Consider the following 19,866-nt stretch of genomic DNA (forward strand, 5'->3'; position numbering starts at 1 on the left):
CTCCCTCAAGTTGTCACTGAACCGTCTCGTTCAAATTGAAAGCCCCAGCTCTCGTTTAACTAAATAAATCTAACTGCTTCGGCGATAAGCTTGAATACGTCAAATCCAGCAAATCAATCATTTGCTGGCCATTCGCTGCCGCATCTCCGCCTGAGTTATTATTAAATACGACATATACATCTTTCGATTGTTGATGCAGGATGTCGAGGTTCTTTTTCCATTCCTTTAGTTCAGCTTCATTATATAAATATAAGTAACGAACTTCACGCCAGTTCTCATGATCTGCCGGGTGAAGCCAGCCTTGTTTATTTCTTCCGTGGAAACGGACCAATGTTTTGTCACGGTGTGTGGCTTTTATGACTGGCGGTATAGACCCTTCTCCGACTTGCGGTTCATCACAGACGGAATGAATCCACCCTTCTTTCTCCATAAAGGATAAGGTTTGTTCATAAAACTCGTCTGAAAACCAAGTTCGGTTTCGGAATTCGAGTGCACAAGGAATGTCCCCCATCTTCTCCTTACACCATCTTAAATAGTGGACGTGCTCCTTTTTGCAATCAAACCATGGTGGAAATTGAAACAGAACCATCGCCAGTTTCCCTGCTCGAATGAGAGGAGTCAGTGAAAGAATAAAGGCGTCAAACATTTCTTCCTTTGAAGCAAACGGGATCTCGCCTCTTTGATGCCCGGTCATTCCTTGATATGCTTTCACAACAAATTGAAAGGCGTCTGGCGTATCTTTTATCCATTTTTCATGGTTCCGCTCAGGCTGAACAGCATAAAAGCTTGCATCCAGTTCCACAATCGGAAACGTTGATGCGTAGTGAAACAGCTTTTGAGAGCTGCCGATTCTCGGCGGGTACAGACTGTCATGATCTCCCCAGCCAGTTAATCCGATATAAATCATCTATCTCACCTCTTGCCACTTGCTTGTCTAAACGGATTTTCCCATTGAAAGTCTTTGTTCTTGGGATACCCATCTTTCTGAAAGAAATTCTTCTGTCTACAACATATCATATTTACCCATTTTTCTGAATGAAGATGACTGATGTGACGTGATTTTGCCCTGCCATCTTTTTTGTGATATTACATCACAACTTTCTATCTAAATTGAATGGAGCTGATAACATAAAATTGATATCAGAGACTTTGACAGCGATTGTCCATTTTTTTATTCATCTTCACCAAAGGCTTCAGCTCTAAAAAAAGGAGAATGAGTGGATATGAACATTGTCGATCATTATGTTGAAGCATTGCAAAAAGTGGCCCAAAGAATTCATCAGCCTGTCTATTTGATCAATCAGTATGGACGTATTCTTTTCACCTCACCCCAAGGTATGACAAATCCAGATTGGATACAAATGCTCCGCTTGTTTCACAGTACGCAGCAGCATTATTTTTCTATGGTTCATTCAAAAGAAAGCGTTTCTGTTTTTCCTATCTATATAAACGAACAAGCTTATGATTATTTAGTCGTTCCCGCCTTCATTCATCCCCAAGACGACATGGGGTTGCATTTGATAATTGAACAAGCTGTAAATGCCATGTCCATTTCACGCATCAAACAACATGCCATCAAGCAATCGACAGAGCGAGCCAAAAATGAATGGTTTCGCAAATGGATGGAGGGGACGATTTCCTCAGAGCAAGATGTTGCCTGTCTGGCACGCATGTTTGGATTAAACACAACGATTCCCTATCTATGTATCGTCTGTCAACTTGATCAGAGCAGTCATTTCTGTTGTTTCCTTAAGCAGCAAACCCTTGTAGATGATGTGTTTGCTTTACTTGAAAGCACCCTTTCGCACTGTCCATTTCCCGCCTTTCTTTTTGTCAAAGGAGATATCGGCATCTTCCTTATAGAAGAGACTGGCGGGTGGCAGGCAATGAACAAATCGATCTGCTCTTTTTTAAAACAAATGCAGATCCTTATTAAACAGCATGTGAATGCCACCATTTCCTTTGGTGTAAGCTTAAGCGGTTATCTCATCACCGATCTGCCAAAAGGATTCAGTGAAGCTGCCCATGCTCTGCAATCAGGCCAGCTCTCATTACGAGCTGAATATATTCAGTTCTATCAAGCAAAAGATGTGTCAGATTTACTGAAGCTCATCCCACCAAAAGATTTAACAACATTCTATGAGCGATACCTCCACCCATTATATGAACAATCACAAGTCGATCCAAATCTTCTCCACACCTTATCTGTTTATGTCGAAACACATTGCCATATTTCAGAAACAGCCAAACGTTTATCTGTTCATCGCAACACCGTGATATATCGACTGGAGAAATGTGAAGAACTGCTCCAGATCAGCCTAAAAGATCCTGACGCAACATTGCGCTTGCGATTAGCTTTGCGTATTCAAAAGCACCTTTCATCCGATTCCAATTGAATCTTTTTTTCTTACGCCTCATATATTTTGGAGGAGAAATGTGAATGACAAGGAGTGGTGTCAAATGGATGATGAGATTCGTCACATCCCGCAACCGATTCGAGACGATGGGGCCGGCGCAACCGATTTAGGCCCGCGAGACGTTCTGCGCGATATGGAGAACCCAGATATGTTCGTTCCCCCTAAAACGGATGCGGGGACGATTCCTAATTTAAAATTTTCATATTCTGATACACATATGCACTTGAATCATGGCGGCTGGTCGAGGGAAATTACCGAGCGAGAGCTGCCTGTTTCAACAACGATTGCTGGTGTGAACATGCGGCTTACGCGCGGAGGTGTTCGTGAGCTTCATTGGCATAAGCAGGCGGAATGGGCATATATGATTTTAGGCAAAGCCCGGATCACATCTGTAGATGCAGAAGGACGGAATATGATCGCTGATGTAGAAGAAGGAGACTTGTGGTATTTCCCGCCCGGTATTCCGCACTCCATTCAAGGTCTTGAGGATGGCTGTGAGTTTCTCCTTGTGTTTGATGATGGTGCTTTTTCTGAATTTGATACGTTCACCATCACAGACTGGTTTGCTCATACACCAAAAGACATTCTTTCTGCTAATTTCGGCGTGCCAATCAAGCTGTTTGACCGCATTCCACATAAACAGCGCTATATGTTTCAAGGCTCTTCACCGGCATCCATTGAAAGCCAAACCGTCTCTGATCCATACGGCGGCATCAAACCGCCATTTACCCACCAGCTCCTTCGTCAAAAACCAATCGTGACCTCTGGGGGAACCGTGCGAATCGTCGACTCACGCAATTTTCCAGTATCTAAAACCATTGCTGCTGCACTTGTGGAGGTAAAACCTGGCGGGATGAGAGAAATGCACTGGCACCCGAATAATGATGAGTGGCAATACTATTTAACCGGTACAGCCAAAATGACGGTTTTTGGAGCAGGCGGGACAGCTCGCACCTTTAATTACAGAGCAGGTGATGTTGGTTATGTTCCTTTCGGAATGGGGCATTACATACAAAATATTGGGCAAATGAGCCTTTGGTTTCTAGAAATGTTTAAAAGCGATCGATTTGCTGATATTTCATTGAACCAATGGATGGCCTTAACCCCTCCTCAATTAGTGAAGGAGCATTTGCATGTGGACGATGCATTGATTCATGCGTTGCATAAAGAAAAATCACCAGTCGTGAAGTATGAGCGATGACGAAAAAAACCGATCCATTTGTGCTGATCGGTTTTTTCTATGCTGCCTTTACAATACGGCAGGGGAATGTTGCTGCGCTTTTTTCGCCCATAAAATAGAAGCAATGAAACTCATACAAAGCACCAGCGTTCCAAACATAAATGGCAGCTCAATATTCACATCAAATAAAATACCCGCAAGACTTGGCCCGACGATATTCGCAAGGCTCATAAAGGAGGTATTGAGGCCGCCTGCTACCCCCTGCTGATTCCCTGCCATTTTAGATAGTAATGTATTGAGAGCTGGACGAACAAACGAGGTGGCTGATAAAAATAAAATGGAACCCGTAAAAATTAGCCAAAAGGAAGGGGCAAAGCGGCAGGCGATCAGCATAAACGCCGCAGCTAAAAGGGCATAACGGACGACACGCATTTCGCCAAATCGTTTCACAAAGGTATTCACTAAAGCACCTTGAACGATGACACCCGCAAGTCCAGCTACCGTAATGACAAATGCAATATCCTTCGGTGTAAAGCCATGTTTTTGGTCCACATATAAGCCAAAGATCGATTCAAAATGAATGATTCCGAAATTCAAAACAAAGGCCAAGATAAACAAAAAACCGTATGGTGTTTTTAAAGCCTGAATCATCTGCGTAAAAGGATTGAAATGAAGCTCTTTATTCAATCGTGCTTCTTCCTGCTTTTCCTTTGTTAAAGTTTCAGGTAAGAACAAGAAAGACAACAGCGTCGACAGGGCTGCAAAGGAACCAGCGATGAGGAAAGGAAAAGCAATCCCAAACTCAACCAAATAGCCGCCTACGCCTGGTCCAATGACAAAGCCTAACGTCATTGCTGCACTAAATAGCCCCATTCCTTTCCCTCGATCCTTCTCACTTGTGATATCAGCGATGTATGCAAACATGGCGGGCATGAGTAAAGCTCCGGCAGCACCACCAAAAAACCGAGACACAAACAGCATCCAAAGCTGATCCGCAAATGCAAAAATAAACTGGGCAATCGTAAAGCCAGCAATCCCGGCAATAATCAATTTTCTGCGTCCAAATCGATCAGTCAGCGCTCCAGCGACGGGTGATAAAGCAAATTGTGTGAGGCCAGTTGCAGCAACGAGGAAACCAAGTGTTTTCCCAGTTGCGCCAAAGGCTTCAATATAACTTGGCATGACAGGAACGATCAGACCAAATCCAAGCATGGCAATAAAAATATTGAGCATCAAAATGTACAATCTGCCCATTTTTTTCATATTAAAACCTCTTTCTTCAAAATAAATGAAAATGATGACAAAAATGATAAGAACTTCTTCAGTATAGCGATATCGCTCTCTATAAGTCTAGTTTTTCAAAAAACAGCGTTTTTTCCCAAATAAAAAATACCCGCTGGTGGCGAGTATTTTGAGAATCCCTTTTTTATTCAGCTTGTTCATAGATGGAAAGAGCCGCCTGTAACCCAGCGCCACAATTGATAGCTGCTCCATACTTCATCAAGATGGCTTCAAGGCCTGCTAAAACAAATAGAATATTTTCCTTTCGGCAGCTATAGCCCATTGAGCCAATTCTCCATATCCGTCCTGCAAGAGGCCCAAATGAACTCGCAATTTCAATTCCAAAATGATGAAGAAGATCAGCCCGGACCGCTTCTCCGTCGATATCATTTGGAATGACGATACACGTCACGACCGGCATTTTGCAGTCTGGATCACCAAATAATTCAAGCCCCATCGCTTCAAGTCCTGCCATTAAAGCCTTTTCATGAAACAAGTGGCGTTGAAAACGTTCCTCCAGACCTTCTTCTAGCACAAGTCGAACCCCTTCTCTCAGTGCATAAAGCATCGTTGTCGCTTCTGTATGATGATTTAAGCGCCTCGGGCTCCAATAATCTTGCAGCTGGCTTAGATCAAAGTAATTGCTTTTGATTGGAGAAATGTCTACCTGTTTTTGCAGTTCGTCCTGTGTTGCAATCCCTTTTTCTACTTTCTTTCTCGATTGTACGACGTCTGCCACTCGTTCATTATATGTGATCGGTGACATCCCTGATGGAACAGACAAGCATTTCTGCGAGCCCCCAATTGCCGCATCGATTTTCCATTCGTCTACCTTGACCTCGACACCACCAATTGTCGCCACAGCGTCTACAATAAAAAGCGCATCAAGCGCTCGACATGCTTCACCAATTTTCTCAAGCGGCTGTATTCTTCCGGTAGATGTTTCACCATGAACCATCGCAACAATTTTCGGCTTGACTTGATGCATCTCTGCGATGATGTCGTCTTGCTTAAAAACCGTTCCCCATTCACATTCCATTATATGTACCTCAGCACCATAGCGCTGTCCAATTTCAATCAGCAAATGACCGAAGCGTCCAAAGACCGGAACGAGCATCACATCTCCGGGCTCGATCACACTGGCAAGCACAGCTTCAAGTCCTGAGCGGGACGTCCCATCAATTGGATAAGCCCATTCATTTTCTGTTTGAAAAAGTGATCGTAATAAGGTCATCGTTTCATTCATGATCTCTGTAAATGCAGGGTCAAATTGACCAAGAATTGGTGTACTCATCACCCGAAGGACTCTCGGATCTACTTCGACAGGTCCTGGTGTCATAATGGTTCTAGAAGGTGTATGCAGTTCTTTCACGTTATCCATCCTCTCCCTTGCTGTGTCCATCCTTATATGCCCACTTATACAGCAATGCTGATAAAATAGCAATCTCTTTTCTTACGAATTGGTTACATAAAATTTACGATAAATCCATTTATTTCTTTATGGCAATATGATAGAACTAAAGAGTATACATTCCCTATGAAGGAGGAAATAGAATGAAAAGATCTTTATTTGGAACTGTGGCCGCCGGAATCATGATTTTCGGTACATTTGCCGCTCCGCTGCCTCCCGCTGCAAATGCTCAAGGCTTTACTCTGAATGAACCGAGTCAAACCATCACCTTTTCCCCGTTACAGCTACAAACCGAAACATCTGCTCAACATGCGAAAACAACCGCTTCAAGTCAAATGGATTCCTATTACCAATCTGCTGCTGGCAAATCTGGGCCTGCTCTTAAGAAAGCATTACACGATATTATTGATGATCATACGCAGCTATCCTACAGCCAGGTTTGGGATGCATTAAAGAAAACGGATGAAGATCCAAAAAATCCAAACAATGTGCTTTTGCTCTATAGCGGTATCTCCAGGTCAAAGCAAGCAAATGGAGGAAACGTGGGACAGTGGAACCGGGAGCATGTGTGGGCTAAATCTCACGGCAATTTTGGGACGAGCCAGGGACCTGGTACAGATCTCCATCACCTTCGGGCAACAGACGTACAAACGAATAGCACACGAGGAAATTTAGATTTTGATATAGGCGGAAATGAATACAAGGGAGCGCCGGGCAACTTCTACGACAGCGACTCATTTGAACCTCATAGCCGGGTGAAAGGAGATGTAGCAAGAATGCTCTTTTATATGGCTGTCCGATATGAAGGCGATGATCGTTTCCCAGATTTAGAATTGAACAACAAAGTGAATAATGGAAGCGCCCCTCTTCACGGCAAAATGTCTGTCCTATTGAAATGGCACAAGCAAGATCCAGTCGATCAAATCGAACGGAATCGTAACGAAATCATCTATCAAACGTACCAGCACAATCGCAATCCTTTTATTGATCACCCTGAATGGGTAAGCGATATTTGGGAATAAAAAAGAGAGGCACTGCTATGAACAAGCAGTGCCTCTCTTTTTTTCAAGCGGACAGACGAGACAATAATCAAGGCTCTCTGATTTTTTCTCAAGCTTATAATACATACAGCAAGTCTTTCGATTTGATGTGTCTAGCAAACTTTCATCTAAATTTAAGCTGTGCTGAAAAGGATTTTGATTCACTCCGAAAAGATCACCCGACGCCTTCTTCAGAAACAAATAATCCTCCCGTACGCGCTCTTTCATTTTAGGCTCTTCCGTTTCTCGCATCATGCTACGGTAAAGAGAATTGATACGTACCGCTACATTTTCCCATAAAATCGAATACGGAAGTCTTGAAGTACGTTTCAATACATCTAAAAGAGGTGTGACACACTGCGTAAATAGCGTGCGGACGACCTGTTCTCTCCACTCATGACGATCTCCTTCTAACTGAACAAATGAACAGAGCGTTTCATCTAGCTCAATTTTACGATCTTCTCTAAAGACACACGCCTCTGGTGAAAACCGGTAGACAGCATCATACATTGTCATCAAGTACAAAGTAGAACTAACAGCTAAATAGGCATAGCGTTTTGAAAACATGGACGCCGCCACTGCTATATTCGGTGCATGCATCGCTTCCTTTTCAGCTTCTAATAAACGTCTGATAGATGCTTCTGAAAAAAGCGCAGCAAGTGTGCGATCAGATGTCATTGGTCCATTTGTGATGTGTACCCCGAAATCAAGTAATTCTCTCTCAACCCACTCTGGCTTCATATCAAAACCCCCATCTTTCGTTTAACGATTTCGTTGTTGATATAACAAATAAATAAAGAACGGTGCACCAATTGCCGCCGTAAAAACACCTGCCGGGACATCTAACGGGAGAAAAGCCGTTCTCGCAACTAAGTCTGCCAGCATCACGAGAATACTTCCAACAAGCGCAGATGCTGGAACAAGCGCAATAAAGGAACGACCGATGATCATCCTTGCTACATGTGGCGCCATCAGTCCAACAAATTCAATACCACCTGCGAATGCAACGGCAATACCGGCTAATGTCACACTCATCAGTAGAAAGAATAACCGCTTCGCCTGAACCTTGACACCGAGACCTGTTGCAAGATCATCTCCAAGCTCCTTCACATTCATCGTTCTTGCCAGCACCATGACAATCGGTAAAATAATCAATACCCAAGGAAGCATTGCGATGACGTCCTTCATTGTAGAACCATATAAACTGCCCGTCAGCCAGATGTATGACTTGGTCGTGGTCATCGTATCGCTGAGCACAAGAGTAAACGTCACACACGCCTTCATAATGGCGGAAATCCCAATCCCCATCAAGACGAGCGTGATTGGCTTGACGCCTTTTTTCCATGAAAGCAAATAAATCAGGCATGATACCGCAAAAGCGCCTGCAATGGCCCACAACGACTGATAAGCAATAGGCACAGTACCCATCCAAAAGACGATGAACATAATGGCGCCAAACGACGCACCGCTCGTAATTCCTATGATGTCAGGCGATGCAAGCGGATTTCGAATGAGACCTTGTAAAATAAGCCCCGATACCGCAAGTGCCGCTCCCACTAAAACCGCAAGCAGGGTCCTTGGAATCCTCAACGTATTTAATACAAACGTATTTCCCTCGCCTTGTCCGAAGATATGCAGCAGCACATCAGCAGGCGGAATAAAGCGGCTGCCCATACAAAGGCTCAGAATAAATAAACCAAAGGCAACGCCTGTCAATAATAGTAAAATCAAAAACGTCCGCTTTGAAAATTGAAATGAAATGCGCCCGCCCTTTGAACGCACTGTATATGTTTTAGCCACCTGTCTTCAACCCCTTGCGCACGAGATAAACAAATAGAGGCGCTCCTGCAATTGCCGTCATGACACCAATCGGTACTTCCTGCGGCATGATCAGAAAACGAGCGGCAAGATCTGCGACAAGTAAAAGCGACGCCCCTACAACGGCACAATACGGCAGTACCCAGCGGTGGTCAGGTCCAACAAGCTTTTTCACAATATGCGGCACAAGAAAACCAACAAATCCAATGGATCCTGCGACAGCGACTGAACCTCCTGCTAAAAAGACGACAAGTACCCCCATCGTCATCTTCAAAAGCAACGTACGCTGACCAAGCCCTTTCGCAATATCATCACCCGATAAAAGGACATTGATCGAGCGGCCAAGAAGCAGCGCCACCACAGTCGCCCCAAGAATATAAGGCAGCACAGGCAGAAGCATATCTATACTTCTTCCTGACACTGAACCAGCCATCCAGAACAGGATGCTTTGAATGGACTGTTCATTCACGATTAAAAGTCCTTGAGTAAAGGACGCAAACAGAGCAGATATCGCAGCACCTGCGAGTACAATTTTGACCGGTGTCAGTCCGTCTCTTCCAATGGAGCCTAGAAGAAAGACGAGCATACCTGCAATGGCAGCGCCTAAAAAGGCCGTCCACATATAACCTGTTAACGACTCGGTAGAAAAGAAAACAATCGAAATCACAATAAAAAAGAGTCCACCTGCATTAATACCTAAAAGATCTGGTGCAGCCAGCGGATTTCTCGTCAATGCCTGCATGAGTGCACCTGAAATCGCTAGACTTGATCCAACAACCGTCGCAATTAAAGCTCTTGATAATCTGGATGTCATGACAATCACACTGTTTGGATCTGACTCATCAAACTGAAGAAACGCATGGATGGTGGCTTTGAGGGAAATTGAGGTTTGCCCAAGAGAAATACTGAGCATAAAAAAGACCAACATCAACACGATGAATCCAGCAAATAGCAGTGCCTTGCTCGAATCCTTTTTTAATAAACTTCTCATCTGATTCCCGCTTTCAATCTGTTATGGAAAAAGGAGAAAATGGTTTTTCACATTTTCTCCTCTGCTACACTTATTTATCAAGCCCTAGACGATCATAAATATCATCAAGCATCATGTTTGCAGCGGTGATACCGCCAGCCATGTTCCAAGTGATTTCATCAACTTTATGCACTTGTTTCGCTTTCACTGCATCAAGCTGCTTCCATAAAGGATGACTTGTCCACTCTTTATATGCTTTTTCAACTGCTTTATCCTGATCATCCATGAAGTAATAGATCACATCTGCATCCATTTGTGGAATGCTCTCTTTGTCTGTAAGTGTAATGATATCTTGCTTTTTATCTTTGACATTTTTAGGACCTTCAAAGCCTAGCTCTGTTAAAATTGAACCTGCAAACCCAGTTTGATAGATTCTTGCATGATCTGCACGGAAGTTCACCACAGACACACTCATTGGCCAGTTTTTAATGTCTTTCTTTGCTTTTTCTTTGAAGTCAGCGACACGGTCATCCCACTTCGTCAGCAATTCTTTTGATTTGTCTTGCTTGTTTAACGCTTCACCCATTAAATTCACTGTGTCTTTAAAAGTGAACACTGTTTCTGTTGCAACAGTTGGAGCGATTTCTTTCAGCTGATCAAAAATTTGCTCGTGACGGATTTTTGATGCAATGATCAAATCTGGCTTCAGCTTTTCAATTTCTTCTAAGTTTGGTTGTGTTTCCTGCCCAACAATTTTGACACCCTTTAAATCATCTCTTAAATATTTATACGTAGGTGCTTCAAGCCAAGATTCTACAACACCCACTGGTTTAATGCCCATAGCGACGGCTGCATCTGTTGCTCCTTGATACAACGTCACCACACGTTTAGGCGATCCTTTAATTTCAGTTGAACCGATAGCGCTTTCAACGGTTCTTGTTTTCTCATTACTATCTGACTTGCCTTCACTGCTATTACTGCCACAAGCCGCAAGTAATACGATGGAGAGCACAACTAATAGCGACCAAAAAGATTTTTTGAACATGTACCTCACCTATCCATTCTATATGTAGTCATATCATTTGATAACGATTCTCATTATCACACTATGATTTTATCATAGAAAAGGATGGTGTCAATGTAAATTTTTAAGAAAAAGGTAGAGTGTTGACTAGTTGTTCAGGTTAATTGGAACTTTTCCACATTTGGATGGTACGCCCAATCTTTTTTCCCGATTCTAGTAAAATGGACAAATGAGTATGGTTTTCTATCACTTGGTAAACAGATTGATTTTTCACCTGCTGATTTGGAAGCGCCAGATATGGATGAAATTTGTCTACGTCGTATAACTCATCCTCGCTTCCAACAAACATGCCATAAGGCTGGTCCAGCCTTGCAAATTGTTTTTGAGGTGCAGATGGCGTTAAGGCAAGAGACATATTGATGGTGATGCCTGTTAAAAGAAGTGGATCTTGTGCAATCACCCATGCTGGGTAGTGAAATCGTACAGCTTCTGAATGCCCCATCAGCCTTCCTTTTGTCATCGCAGATAGCACGAATTTCCAAACTTGAACTGTGGCAAAAGGGACTTGATTAGACTTCGCTGTGTCAGATTTGTAGCCAAATTCAGGAGCAATAAAAAAGTAACCGTCTACTTTTCTTTTTTCATCCCAAGATAGATATTGAAGCAGCAATCCAGCTCCAGAGGAATGACCACAAAGATAAAGTGCTCCTTCGTGCTGCTGTTTGATGACATCCACAACTTGCGAAATATCTTGCCACACGTCAGTGACTTTGGGTGTATCCCCCTTCTTTCCTTCAGAATATCCGTGGCCTCTCAAATCCAGCAAAAACACATTCACGTGAAAATCATGTTGCAATGTATAGGCGATATGCTCATAACCAGCCAAGCTGTGAGCGCCTCCACCATGAATGATGATCACATTGGTCTGCGTGTTTGTTTCTGATAAAAACGGATAATAAGCAAGACGTATGCCGTCATGTGATTGAATGAACTGTCTTTCTGGAATAGCTACAGGAGCTACTTCCTGCATACTTGTAAATGAGAACGGTTCTGTTTCGTTCATAATTAACTTTTGATCCTCCAATTAGACACGAGAATGGCTAGAGCATTGCTGGCCATCCTCATGTTCGCATCCTATTTTGTCATATCCCTCAAAGGGAACGTCTTACTCTCAATAATAGCGACAATTTGTTTTAACGCTTGGTTCGCTTCGGGAATAGGGAAGACAGGAAAGACGTGATTCATTTTTGGGTATTCGATATAGTTGATGGGAACACCCTGCTTGTCTGCCATCTCTTTGAATTTCCGGGCTCTGGGAGAAAGAATTCATGAGTGCCAATAAAAACAGAAATTCGTCCTAACGATTTGATTTCTCCATAGATTGGACTGATCAAATGATGTGTTTCATCTGTATCACCTGCATAGGCTTTGCCCGATTCAATTAGTAAATCTAGGTTGAGCATTGGCTCTTTTGGAACCATTTTAGCGATATCAGGATTACTTAATGTCACATCAAGCCATGGTGATAATAGAATCAAGTTTCCAGGCTGCGGAAGACCTTTTTTTGCTAAGTATTGAGCAAAGGCCAACGATAAACCGCCGCCAGCAGAATCACCCATGATGACGATTTTTTCTGGTGTTCCTTTTTCTAAAAGAGCTTGGTAAACTGGGAGAACACTCTCGATTGCATCCATATACTGATGATTCGGTGCTTTAGGATAAACTGGCACATACACCGTACTATTTAATTGCTTCGTCAATCGATCCAAGAAACGCCAATGCCATACGAGCGGCTGCTCAATATAGCCTCCTCCATGTAAAAATAGCACCTGATGATCATCTGGCTGCACATCTGATTTCAACATGTACGTATCGACTGAAAACATGCTGCTTTTGGTGATGTGATATTTCTTTTTCAACTTCTCAGGCAGCACATAAGGTAATTGATTCGCCATTCTTCGTTCTTCTAAATACCCCTCAACATTTAGTTTCTTCTTTGTAAGTACAAGTAACCATTCAACAAACAAACTTTGAATACTTCGCATACGATCGACCCCTATAGATAGAATGATGACAATCAATGTCTAGGAAAAGAATGGTTTCTCTTTTTCTAGAGCATAACATAAGAACTTGTGAATCCGTTAACTGCTTTGGACAGAATACTTTCTCTATACATCTATTCATTTATGAACACCTGTCTATTTACATTATATTTTCTAGATCCATCATCATCAATTGTCAATCTTTCAATCATTGTTCATTAATCAACACATATTCAAAAACTGTTCATTTAAACACAAAAAAGACGGGTGTTGACCACTCGTCCTTCTTCTTCCTCACTTCACTTCCTCATGCTCATGAGCAGTATCTCTTTTGCTCGCGATAAAGAGTGCACAAGTCATCGCAAGAATGGCCAGTGCCCACCAGAATGTCGATACGGCCTGTTCATGATCAATGATAATCAAACGGATGACAGCTGTGATGCCAATATAAATAAAATAACGTAGCGGAAAATGAAAGTTGGATTTAAAGTATTTAATAATTAAGGCAATAAACTCAAAATACATAAAGAAGATCAGCAGCTCGCCAAGCATTCCATAATAGCTTTCTCCTTTGTTAAACAATGTTTTATAGACGAATTGCACGATGTACCATGTTTCACTAATTAAGAGTACGCTTAGCGCAATCGCTAGAAAGAACAGGCAGATATTCAGAAGGGCTTGCAGAAGATCAGGTACCTTTTGGAAATTGTTGAATCGTTTCATCAGATTGTTTCCCCATTCCATGATGTTGTTTTTGCTCTCTACATTTTGGTATTCCAAAATCGCAGCACGATGTAGTAGGTATCGCGTTTTTCTACACTTTCAAACTGTCCATGCATTCGGGACATCATCCGCTTGATGCTTCGTCCCCCGAGTCCATTGCTTTCCGGGATGATGTCTGTCTTTTTTATCGCATTGCTCACATGGATTTCAAAGACATCTAGGTCGGATAAAAAAGTGATCTGAATGTCCTTTTCAGGATCTGCGTATTTACGTAAATTTGACATCACATTATCAAACACTCTGCCAAGTTCCTCGACGTTTACGTTCATATAGCTATCCAGCATTTCGCCTACAATATGGACCGTGAAATTCTCCTGATGCAGCAGGGCGACCTGATCTGATAGAAGATCATAAATCACTTCTTTCACTGCAACGGTTTCAAGCTCTGACTCGTGCTCTTTATCTAGCAGGAAATAGGCAAATAGATTGTCAGACAGATTCTTTAATTGCAGGGCTCTTCCATACGCACTCGCTATATATTGCTCCTTGCGGTTATCCGCTAGAGCCCCCTCTTTTTTCGCAAATTCCAAATTCATGATGAGTGATGTCAGCGGGGTCCTCATATCATGCGACATTTCGGTCACTAAACTGCGGCTCTCTTCCTGCAGCTCATCAATGGCCTGAAGCTTGTCCAAAAAGGCTGTTCTTAAATCCTCAATGCTCTTTGCAATCATGGCCAACTCATCATGCCCTTTCACTGTCATCTCATAATCGAGCTCACCGCCTTCAAGAATATGAATCTCTTCACGGATCGTTTGCAAGTAACGTAGGCTTCGGCGAATGCCAACAAGCACAATCAGGAGAAAAATGAGTGTTGCACCAAGCAGTTCTAGTGTAAAGGCGAGATCGTGATATCGAGAGGAGTAAAACCCGTCTACCATAACCCTACCTTCTCCATCGCTAAATTGAACCGGGTAAGAATGACGCTTTGCGTAGTCGGTCACCTTTTCTTTCCCATAGGCCGATTCGTCAGCGGCAGAGTAAATCGAGTCATATTGAAGCACTTCATCCTTGTAAACAGTGAGATTAATATAATCTTCTTTTTTCACCCACTCACCGAATGCTTTTCGATCCGTTGAAGTCAGCTCATGTTCTGAAACGTAGCGGCTGAAGGTTTGAATGTATCTGGCTGACTCTGCCTGATCATACTCATCTGAACTCAAATATCCTTCGATCAGGTGATCGGTGATCTTTTGCAGTGTCAAAAAGACAACACCACTTACGATAGCAGCGACCAAAATGAGCAGTGACAGCTTTTTGGTCAGCGTATATTTACGATGTGCCAAACCGGTATCCTCTCCCCCATTCTGTTTTGATATACACGGGACGAGCCGGGTCATCTTCAATTTTGGCACGCAGCTTTCGGATATGCACCATGACCGTATTGTTTGAACAATAAAAATAAGGCTGGCCCCACACGCTTTCATAAATATTTTGAGCAGAAAATATTTTGTTTCGTTTGTTCATGAGCAGTTTTAATATCCGATATTCTAAATCAGATAACTTGATTTGCTGCCCACTTTTCCACACTTCATTAAATTCTTCACTCACCTTCAGGCTACCGCCAACTAAATAGGTTTCTTCCTGTTCCTTTTTTTCCTGATAGATGGTATATCTGCGCAATTGTGCCATGACCCTAGCGTGAAGCTCCTCTTCTGAAAAAGGTTTTGTCATATAATCATCTCCGCCAGCGAGTAATCCTTCGGTTTTATCCCATGTACTAGATCTGGCGGTCAAAAATAAAATTGGCACATTTGAGGTGGCTCTTATTTGCTGGCACGTTTCGATCCCAGAGATACCTGGCATCATAACATCCAAAATCACCAAATCAAGCGAATCATCTACAACATACAATGCCTGCTTGCCATTCATGGCTCTCAGCACCTCATACCCTGCACGTGTCAGAGATTCCTGCAAAAGATCACCGATCTCCTGATCATCCTCTACAACTAATATTCGATGGGTCATGTCTCAATCACCTCATCCTTCATGATGTTCATTCTTATATGTTATTACTATATATCATCTAGCTCTGTGAAAAGATACACCATAAATCTTAAGTGTTTATGAATATGATCAATTGCCATCAAGTTGTCACATTTATTTTCAAAAAATTGGATCTTCATAAATGATTAAGAATTGACCTTTATATTGATTCATTGAAGGATTTATCTTTAGATCCAATACACGAAAAGGAGCATAGATATGAATGTAAACAAGGTAGAACACGGACAACCAATGAGTCTCAAAGAACGGGTACATTTCTTGGACATCGTACGAGGATTCGCCTTAATGGGGATTATTTTGGTCAACTATTTTTTGATTGTGGATTCGGTCAAGGGATTTGAGATGGAGTCTAATGATGGTTTTCACCACATTGTGAATTGGTTTGCCTCGGGGAAATTCATTACGTTATTTTCTTTTCTATTCGGGGTTGGTTTTATGATATTTATGGATCGAGCCGCTCAAAAGGTGGACAGCCCGAACAAGTTGTTTGCTCGCAGATTAACCATTCTCTTAGGGATCGGTCTTCTGCATGTCACGTTTGTATGGATTGGAGATATTTTAACCTATTATGCTATCGCGGGCTTTTTACTGCTTTTCTTTTACAAACGCACAGCCAAAACCATCCAGTACTGGCTCATCACGCTCTTTGTGATTCAATTGCTCACGCCTCTTTTCACCATGCTGCTCACCACCATCAGTACAGGATCATCAGGCAAGCCGGATTTTGCCGATTTTGAATTGACCAGTCACAACAGTCTGACTTATTTAGCATCGATAGGTGACCGGTGGACGGATATGTTCACGATGGCTTCGAGCTCATTTTCCACCGTCTATTCCATGTTCTTCATGTTTTTACTTGGTGTGTATTTTGTGAAAATGTCGTTTTTCAAAAACATGGAGACGAAAAAAGCGATTTGGAATCGTATTTGGATGATTTGTACAATTGTTTTTCTTATCACACTAGCCAGTACGATTATGACAGCGGTCACCCCTTTTGAACATACGCCATGGATGAACATTGTCTCTGCACTTGAGCAAAATGGGGGATTGACTGGCAGTATGTTTTATATGAGTTCACTTGCGATGCTGTTTCTGCACATTCCTCAGCTGCGAGGTGCTTTAATGGTGTTCACCAAAGTCGGACGAATGTCCCTGTCCTGTTATTTGCTTCACTCCATTATTGGCACAATGCTATTTCTCAAGTACGGAGCTGGACTTGCCGATCATCTTTCACCGGCTGGCACGTTCTTCATGGCTATTGGCATGTATGCCTTCCTTATCCTTTTCAGTACGTTATGGTTAAAGCGGTTTAAGTCTGGACCGATGGAATTTATCTGGCGTCAGCTGACGTATGGGAAGGTCAATGACCAATCGAAAACAAATACATTCACTGCAGTGAAATAACTGATTAGTTAAAGAGAGTAAGCAAAAGGCGAACTTTAGTGGTTCGCCTTTTTCAATATTGATTTTATCGAGTGAACTTTCCACGAACTTATCTGCGTACTCTAATGAAATTTTACCGCTTAATATTTAAATATACATAGCAAACTTGTTAAAGCGTTTCTCATCTACAATTAAAAAATAATATTTTTCCATACATTAATTCCTGCTCAAATACAAAAATTGATTACATCTATATAAAATTTAAAATTCAATTGCTATTGAATCGTGTATGAAGCCGGTATCCAAGTTTTTTTTCAATGTTCTTTTTGCGATGTTTAATTTGCTTTAATATTCTATTATCTGTAAGAGGACTAATTAGATCAAATTTTTGTTGAGCTCTTATTCCATATGTAATAAAATTCCCAAAGTCCCCACTTGATATTCCCAGATCTGTATATAAACCATATATTCTTTTTCTATAAGGGTACTTCTTTAATTTCTTTTTCTCTTTAATTTTTACAGCTCTTCCTATTAATTTATAAGCTTTTCTATAAAATTTATAAGGACTTTTCCCTCTCATTGTTACGGTTTTCCCATCAAAAATAAATCCTAAATAATCCAAACTATCGATTTTTCCCGAATCCACATTTCTAATCACTCCATTTTTAAATTCTAAGAGTTTAGTTTTATCATTTTGAATAATTATTTTATTTTCTTGAGCTAGTTTTTTCACTTCAGATTCTATTTGCTGAACTTGAGAATCTTTAACGAATAGATTTATACTTTTTTTCGGAATAATTAAGATAAAATCATCTGAATATCTCCTATATCTGCCTTCAAACTTATTAGCTATAACCTTCATTCCTGAATCAAATTCAATAGCATATACATTGGCAAATACTGCACTGATTGCTGTTCCTTGAGGAATGCCAAAGGTTTGTTCATTTTTATGGCAAGGGGTTTCACGCTGAAATTCTCTAAAGTCTTTCAACTGATTAAAATAACTAAATCTCTTCTCTTGACGTAATTGTTTATCGGTACCAAATTGCTCTTTTAATTGTGCTTTATAATAATACCCATACTTAGTAACTGATTTATAAATGTTAAACCAATCTTTTGAAAGAGATTCAACATTTAAAACTGTTTTGAGATGTTCTTTTAACAACCTGTGGTCTATTCTATCAAAAAATTCCTTGAAGTCCCTTACAAATATATATGCTTCTTGAAAACAAACAATATCATTAATAACTTCAGCTGCTGAATCAATATTAGATTTACCCTTTTTATTGTTACGATATGCAATAGAACAATCATCTATTTCATAATGCTCACACCATGCATTATATTTCTTATTTAAAAATTCATCTGCATAATACTTATAAATAAAATTATCCAAGTGGCCTGCATACATGATATTTCTCAATTTCTCTTTAATAGGTCTTCCATTCTTTTTGTCTATTTTTATATCAATATATTTTTCAGATCTTACAGTAAACTGAATAAACGGTAAAAAACTATGTAAGGCCACCTTGTTAGGGTTTGTCACATAGTCTTTTACACTTCGGAACTTTTTTCTATTGTCGAAATGAATATAATTTTTAACTCTATATTTTTTTTCATCACACATTCTTACACCTCATATCAGAGCGGGAAGAACTGCAGACCTGGTCTCTGTATTAGTTCTTCCTGCACATCGGCCATAGACAACTACAATTATTGGCCATTGTTATTTGTAGCTCACCAGGGGAAAATGAACAATTATGTTACAATGTTATTGAGTGCATGCTAGGAGGTAATCATCCATTGATGAGAACTTTATTCTTGATACACCTATTAACAGACTGGTTGATTTATGGATTATCAACGTTGATATTCCATAAATTGAAACCAGAGAAGAATTTGTCTGCATGGCAGAACAATCTACTTCTTGACTGTATTAAACATTGATTTCTACTATCTTTCATAGTAGGCACTATAATTTTACTATTTTTTTAGTTTACTTACAATAATTTCATCTCATATATTGAGAGATATATTAAATTATCGAATCTTTAAGCTATACAATTACGTTCTTTATATGTGCATATAATTTAAATATAAAATCCCCTTGTCATAATTGTGACAAGGGGATTTTATATTAACCGATTGAACCTTCCATCTCAAACTTAATTATTTTTGGGAATCACACGAAAACATACGTTCCCTTGTTAGCGTGATTCCTGCGGTTTATATTTGGTTTATGTCATATAAAATAATAAGCCGTCATATGTTTGTGGGTGTTTTGTGGGTGCGCCCACATAAATATAAACTAATGAAGGAAGTGAAATACATGAACATAAATAAAATAAGATCGATCCTTTATAAAACATCAAAATACCTGGGTGACGTCAATGCCGTTCAAAAGGGAACTATCGGAAAACGAATCATGCGACGTGCTGCGGGGAAAACAACCGGCAAGCTAATGAAAAAGATATTCAAATAAAAAAAGCCCCCTTAAAAGGGCTTTTTAA

17 protein-coding genes are annotated in these 19,866 nt (G+C 41.0%); 4 read left to right on the forward strand and 13 right to left on the reverse strand.

Annotated features, from left to right (window positions below; all coding sequences use genetic code 11):
- Positions 1 to 55 precede the first annotated feature (55 nt).
- Positions 56 to 907: a DUF72 domain-containing protein gene (locus M2353_RS15375; RefSeq protein WP_008346854.1), complete on the reverse strand. Its 852-nt coding sequence runs from the start codon at positions 905 to 907 to the stop codon at positions 56 to 58.
- Positions 908 to 1,223: 316 nt separating this feature from the next.
- Between M2353_RS15375 and M2353_RS15380 the strand changes: the two genes are divergently transcribed.
- Together M2353_RS15380 and M2353_RS15385 are read left to right on the forward strand one after the other, a co-directional pair.
- Positions 1,224 to 2,396 carry a PucR family transcriptional regulator gene (locus tag M2353_RS15380; RefSeq protein WP_284725666.1) on the forward strand — a complete coding sequence of 391 codons (1,173 nt, stop codon included), beginning with the start codon at positions 1,224 to 1,226 and terminating at the stop codon, positions 2,394 to 2,396.
- A gap of 64 nt (positions 2,397 to 2,460) precedes the next feature.
- On the forward strand, positions 2,461 to 3,618 hold the full coding sequence (locus M2353_RS15385) for an oxalate decarboxylase family bicupin (RefSeq protein WP_284725667.1): 1,158 nt from the start codon (positions 2,461 to 2,463) through the stop codon (positions 3,616 to 3,618).
- Positions 3,619 to 3,666: 48 nt separating this feature from the next.
- Here the strand turns inward: M2353_RS15385 and M2353_RS15390 are convergent, their stop codons facing one another.
- Positions 3,667 to 4,860 carry an MFS transporter gene (locus tag M2353_RS15390; RefSeq protein WP_284725668.1) on the reverse strand — a complete coding sequence of 398 codons (1,194 nt, stop codon included), beginning with the start codon at positions 4,858 to 4,860 and terminating at the stop codon, positions 3,667 to 3,669.
- Positions 4,861 to 5,023: 163 nt separating this feature from the next.
- A complete protein-coding gene (locus M2353_RS15395) occupies positions 5,024 to 6,259 on the reverse strand; it encodes a pyridoxal-phosphate-dependent aminotransferase family protein (RefSeq protein WP_284725669.1) in 1,236 nt (411 codons plus the stop codon).
- A gap of 173 nt (positions 6,260 to 6,432) precedes the next feature.
- Between M2353_RS15395 and M2353_RS15400 the strand changes: the two genes are divergently transcribed.
- Entirely contained in the window at positions 6,433 to 7,311 is an 879-nt protein-coding gene (locus M2353_RS15400) for an endonuclease I family protein (RefSeq protein ID WP_284725670.1), read from the forward strand.
- Between the two features lie 15 nt (positions 7,312 to 7,326).
- Here the strand turns inward: M2353_RS15400 and M2353_RS15405 are convergent, their stop codons facing one another.
- The 9 genes from M2353_RS15405 to M2353_RS15445 all read right to left on the reverse strand — a co-directional run bounded on the left by M2353_RS15405 (position 7,327) and on the right by M2353_RS15445 (position 15,934).
- Positions 7,327 to 8,070, reverse strand: coding sequence for an IucA/IucC family C-terminal-domain containing protein (locus M2353_RS15405; RefSeq protein ID WP_284725671.1), 744 nt, complete (start codon positions 8,068 to 8,070; stop codon positions 7,327 to 7,329).
- Between the two features lie 21 nt (positions 8,071 to 8,091).
- Positions 8,092 to 9,129 (reverse strand): FecCD family ABC transporter permease, encoded by a 1,038-nt coding sequence (locus tag M2353_RS15410; protein ID WP_047945372.1) that lies wholly within the window; start codon positions 9,127 to 9,129, stop codon positions 8,092 to 8,094.
- On the reverse strand, positions 9,122 to 10,138 hold the full coding sequence (locus M2353_RS15415; RefSeq protein WP_008346988.1) for a FecCD family ABC transporter permease: 1,017 nt from the start codon (positions 10,136 to 10,138) through the stop codon (positions 9,122 to 9,124). The genes M2353_RS15410 and M2353_RS15415 overlap by 8 nt, the downstream gene beginning before the upstream one ends.
- Before the next feature lie 70 nt (positions 10,139 to 10,208).
- The gene (locus tag M2353_RS15420) at positions 10,209 to 11,162 is read right to left on the reverse strand and encodes an ABC transporter substrate-binding protein (protein ID WP_007500381.1); all 954 of its coding nucleotides are present in this window, start codon (positions 11,160 to 11,162) and stop codon (positions 10,209 to 10,211) included.
- A gap of 139 nt (positions 11,163 to 11,301) precedes the next feature.
- Entirely contained in the window at positions 11,302 to 12,204 is a 903-nt protein-coding gene (locus M2353_RS15425) for an alpha/beta hydrolase (protein WP_008346992.1), read from the reverse strand.
- A gap of 178 nt (positions 12,205 to 12,382) precedes the next feature.
- A complete protein-coding gene (locus M2353_RS15430; RefSeq protein WP_284725672.1) occupies positions 12,383 to 13,186 on the reverse strand; it encodes an alpha/beta hydrolase fold domain-containing protein in 804 nt (267 codons plus the stop codon).
- Between the two features lie 291 nt (positions 13,187 to 13,477).
- Complete coding sequence (gene psiE, locus M2353_RS15435) at positions 13,478 to 13,906, reverse strand: phosphate-starvation-inducible protein PsiE (RefSeq protein ID WP_008346998.1); 429 nt, start codon at positions 13,904 to 13,906, stop codon at positions 13,478 to 13,480.
- 38 nt (positions 13,907 to 13,944) lie between these two features.
- A complete protein-coding gene (locus tag M2353_RS15440) occupies positions 13,945 to 15,252 on the reverse strand; it encodes a HAMP domain-containing sensor histidine kinase (protein ID WP_284725673.1) in 1,308 nt (435 codons plus the stop codon).
- A complete protein-coding gene (locus M2353_RS15445) occupies positions 15,239 to 15,934 on the reverse strand; it encodes a response regulator transcription factor (protein WP_046344423.1) in 696 nt (231 codons plus the stop codon). The genes M2353_RS15440 and M2353_RS15445 overlap by 14 nt, the downstream gene beginning before the upstream one ends.
- Before the next feature lie 237 nt (positions 15,935 to 16,171).
- Here M2353_RS15445 and M2353_RS15450 point away from each other — a divergent pair, with 237 nt between their 5' ends.
- Complete coding sequence (locus M2353_RS15450) at positions 16,172 to 17,377, forward strand: DUF418 domain-containing protein (protein ID WP_284725674.1); 1,206 nt, start codon at positions 16,172 to 16,174, stop codon at positions 17,375 to 17,377.
- Positions 17,378 to 17,624: 247 nt separating this feature from the next.
- On the opposite strand, the gene M2353_RS15455 is transcribed toward M2353_RS15450, so the two are convergent.
- A complete protein-coding gene (locus M2353_RS15455; protein ID WP_284725675.1) occupies positions 17,625 to 18,983 on the reverse strand; it encodes a reverse transcriptase domain-containing protein in 1,359 nt (452 codons plus the stop codon).
- Positions 18,984 to 19,866 lie beyond the last annotated feature (883 nt).

The sequence above is a fragment of the Bacillus aerius genome (assembly GCF_029894105.1).
Lineage (GTDB): Bacteria > Bacillota > Bacilli > Bacillales > Bacillaceae > Bacillus > Bacillus altitudinis.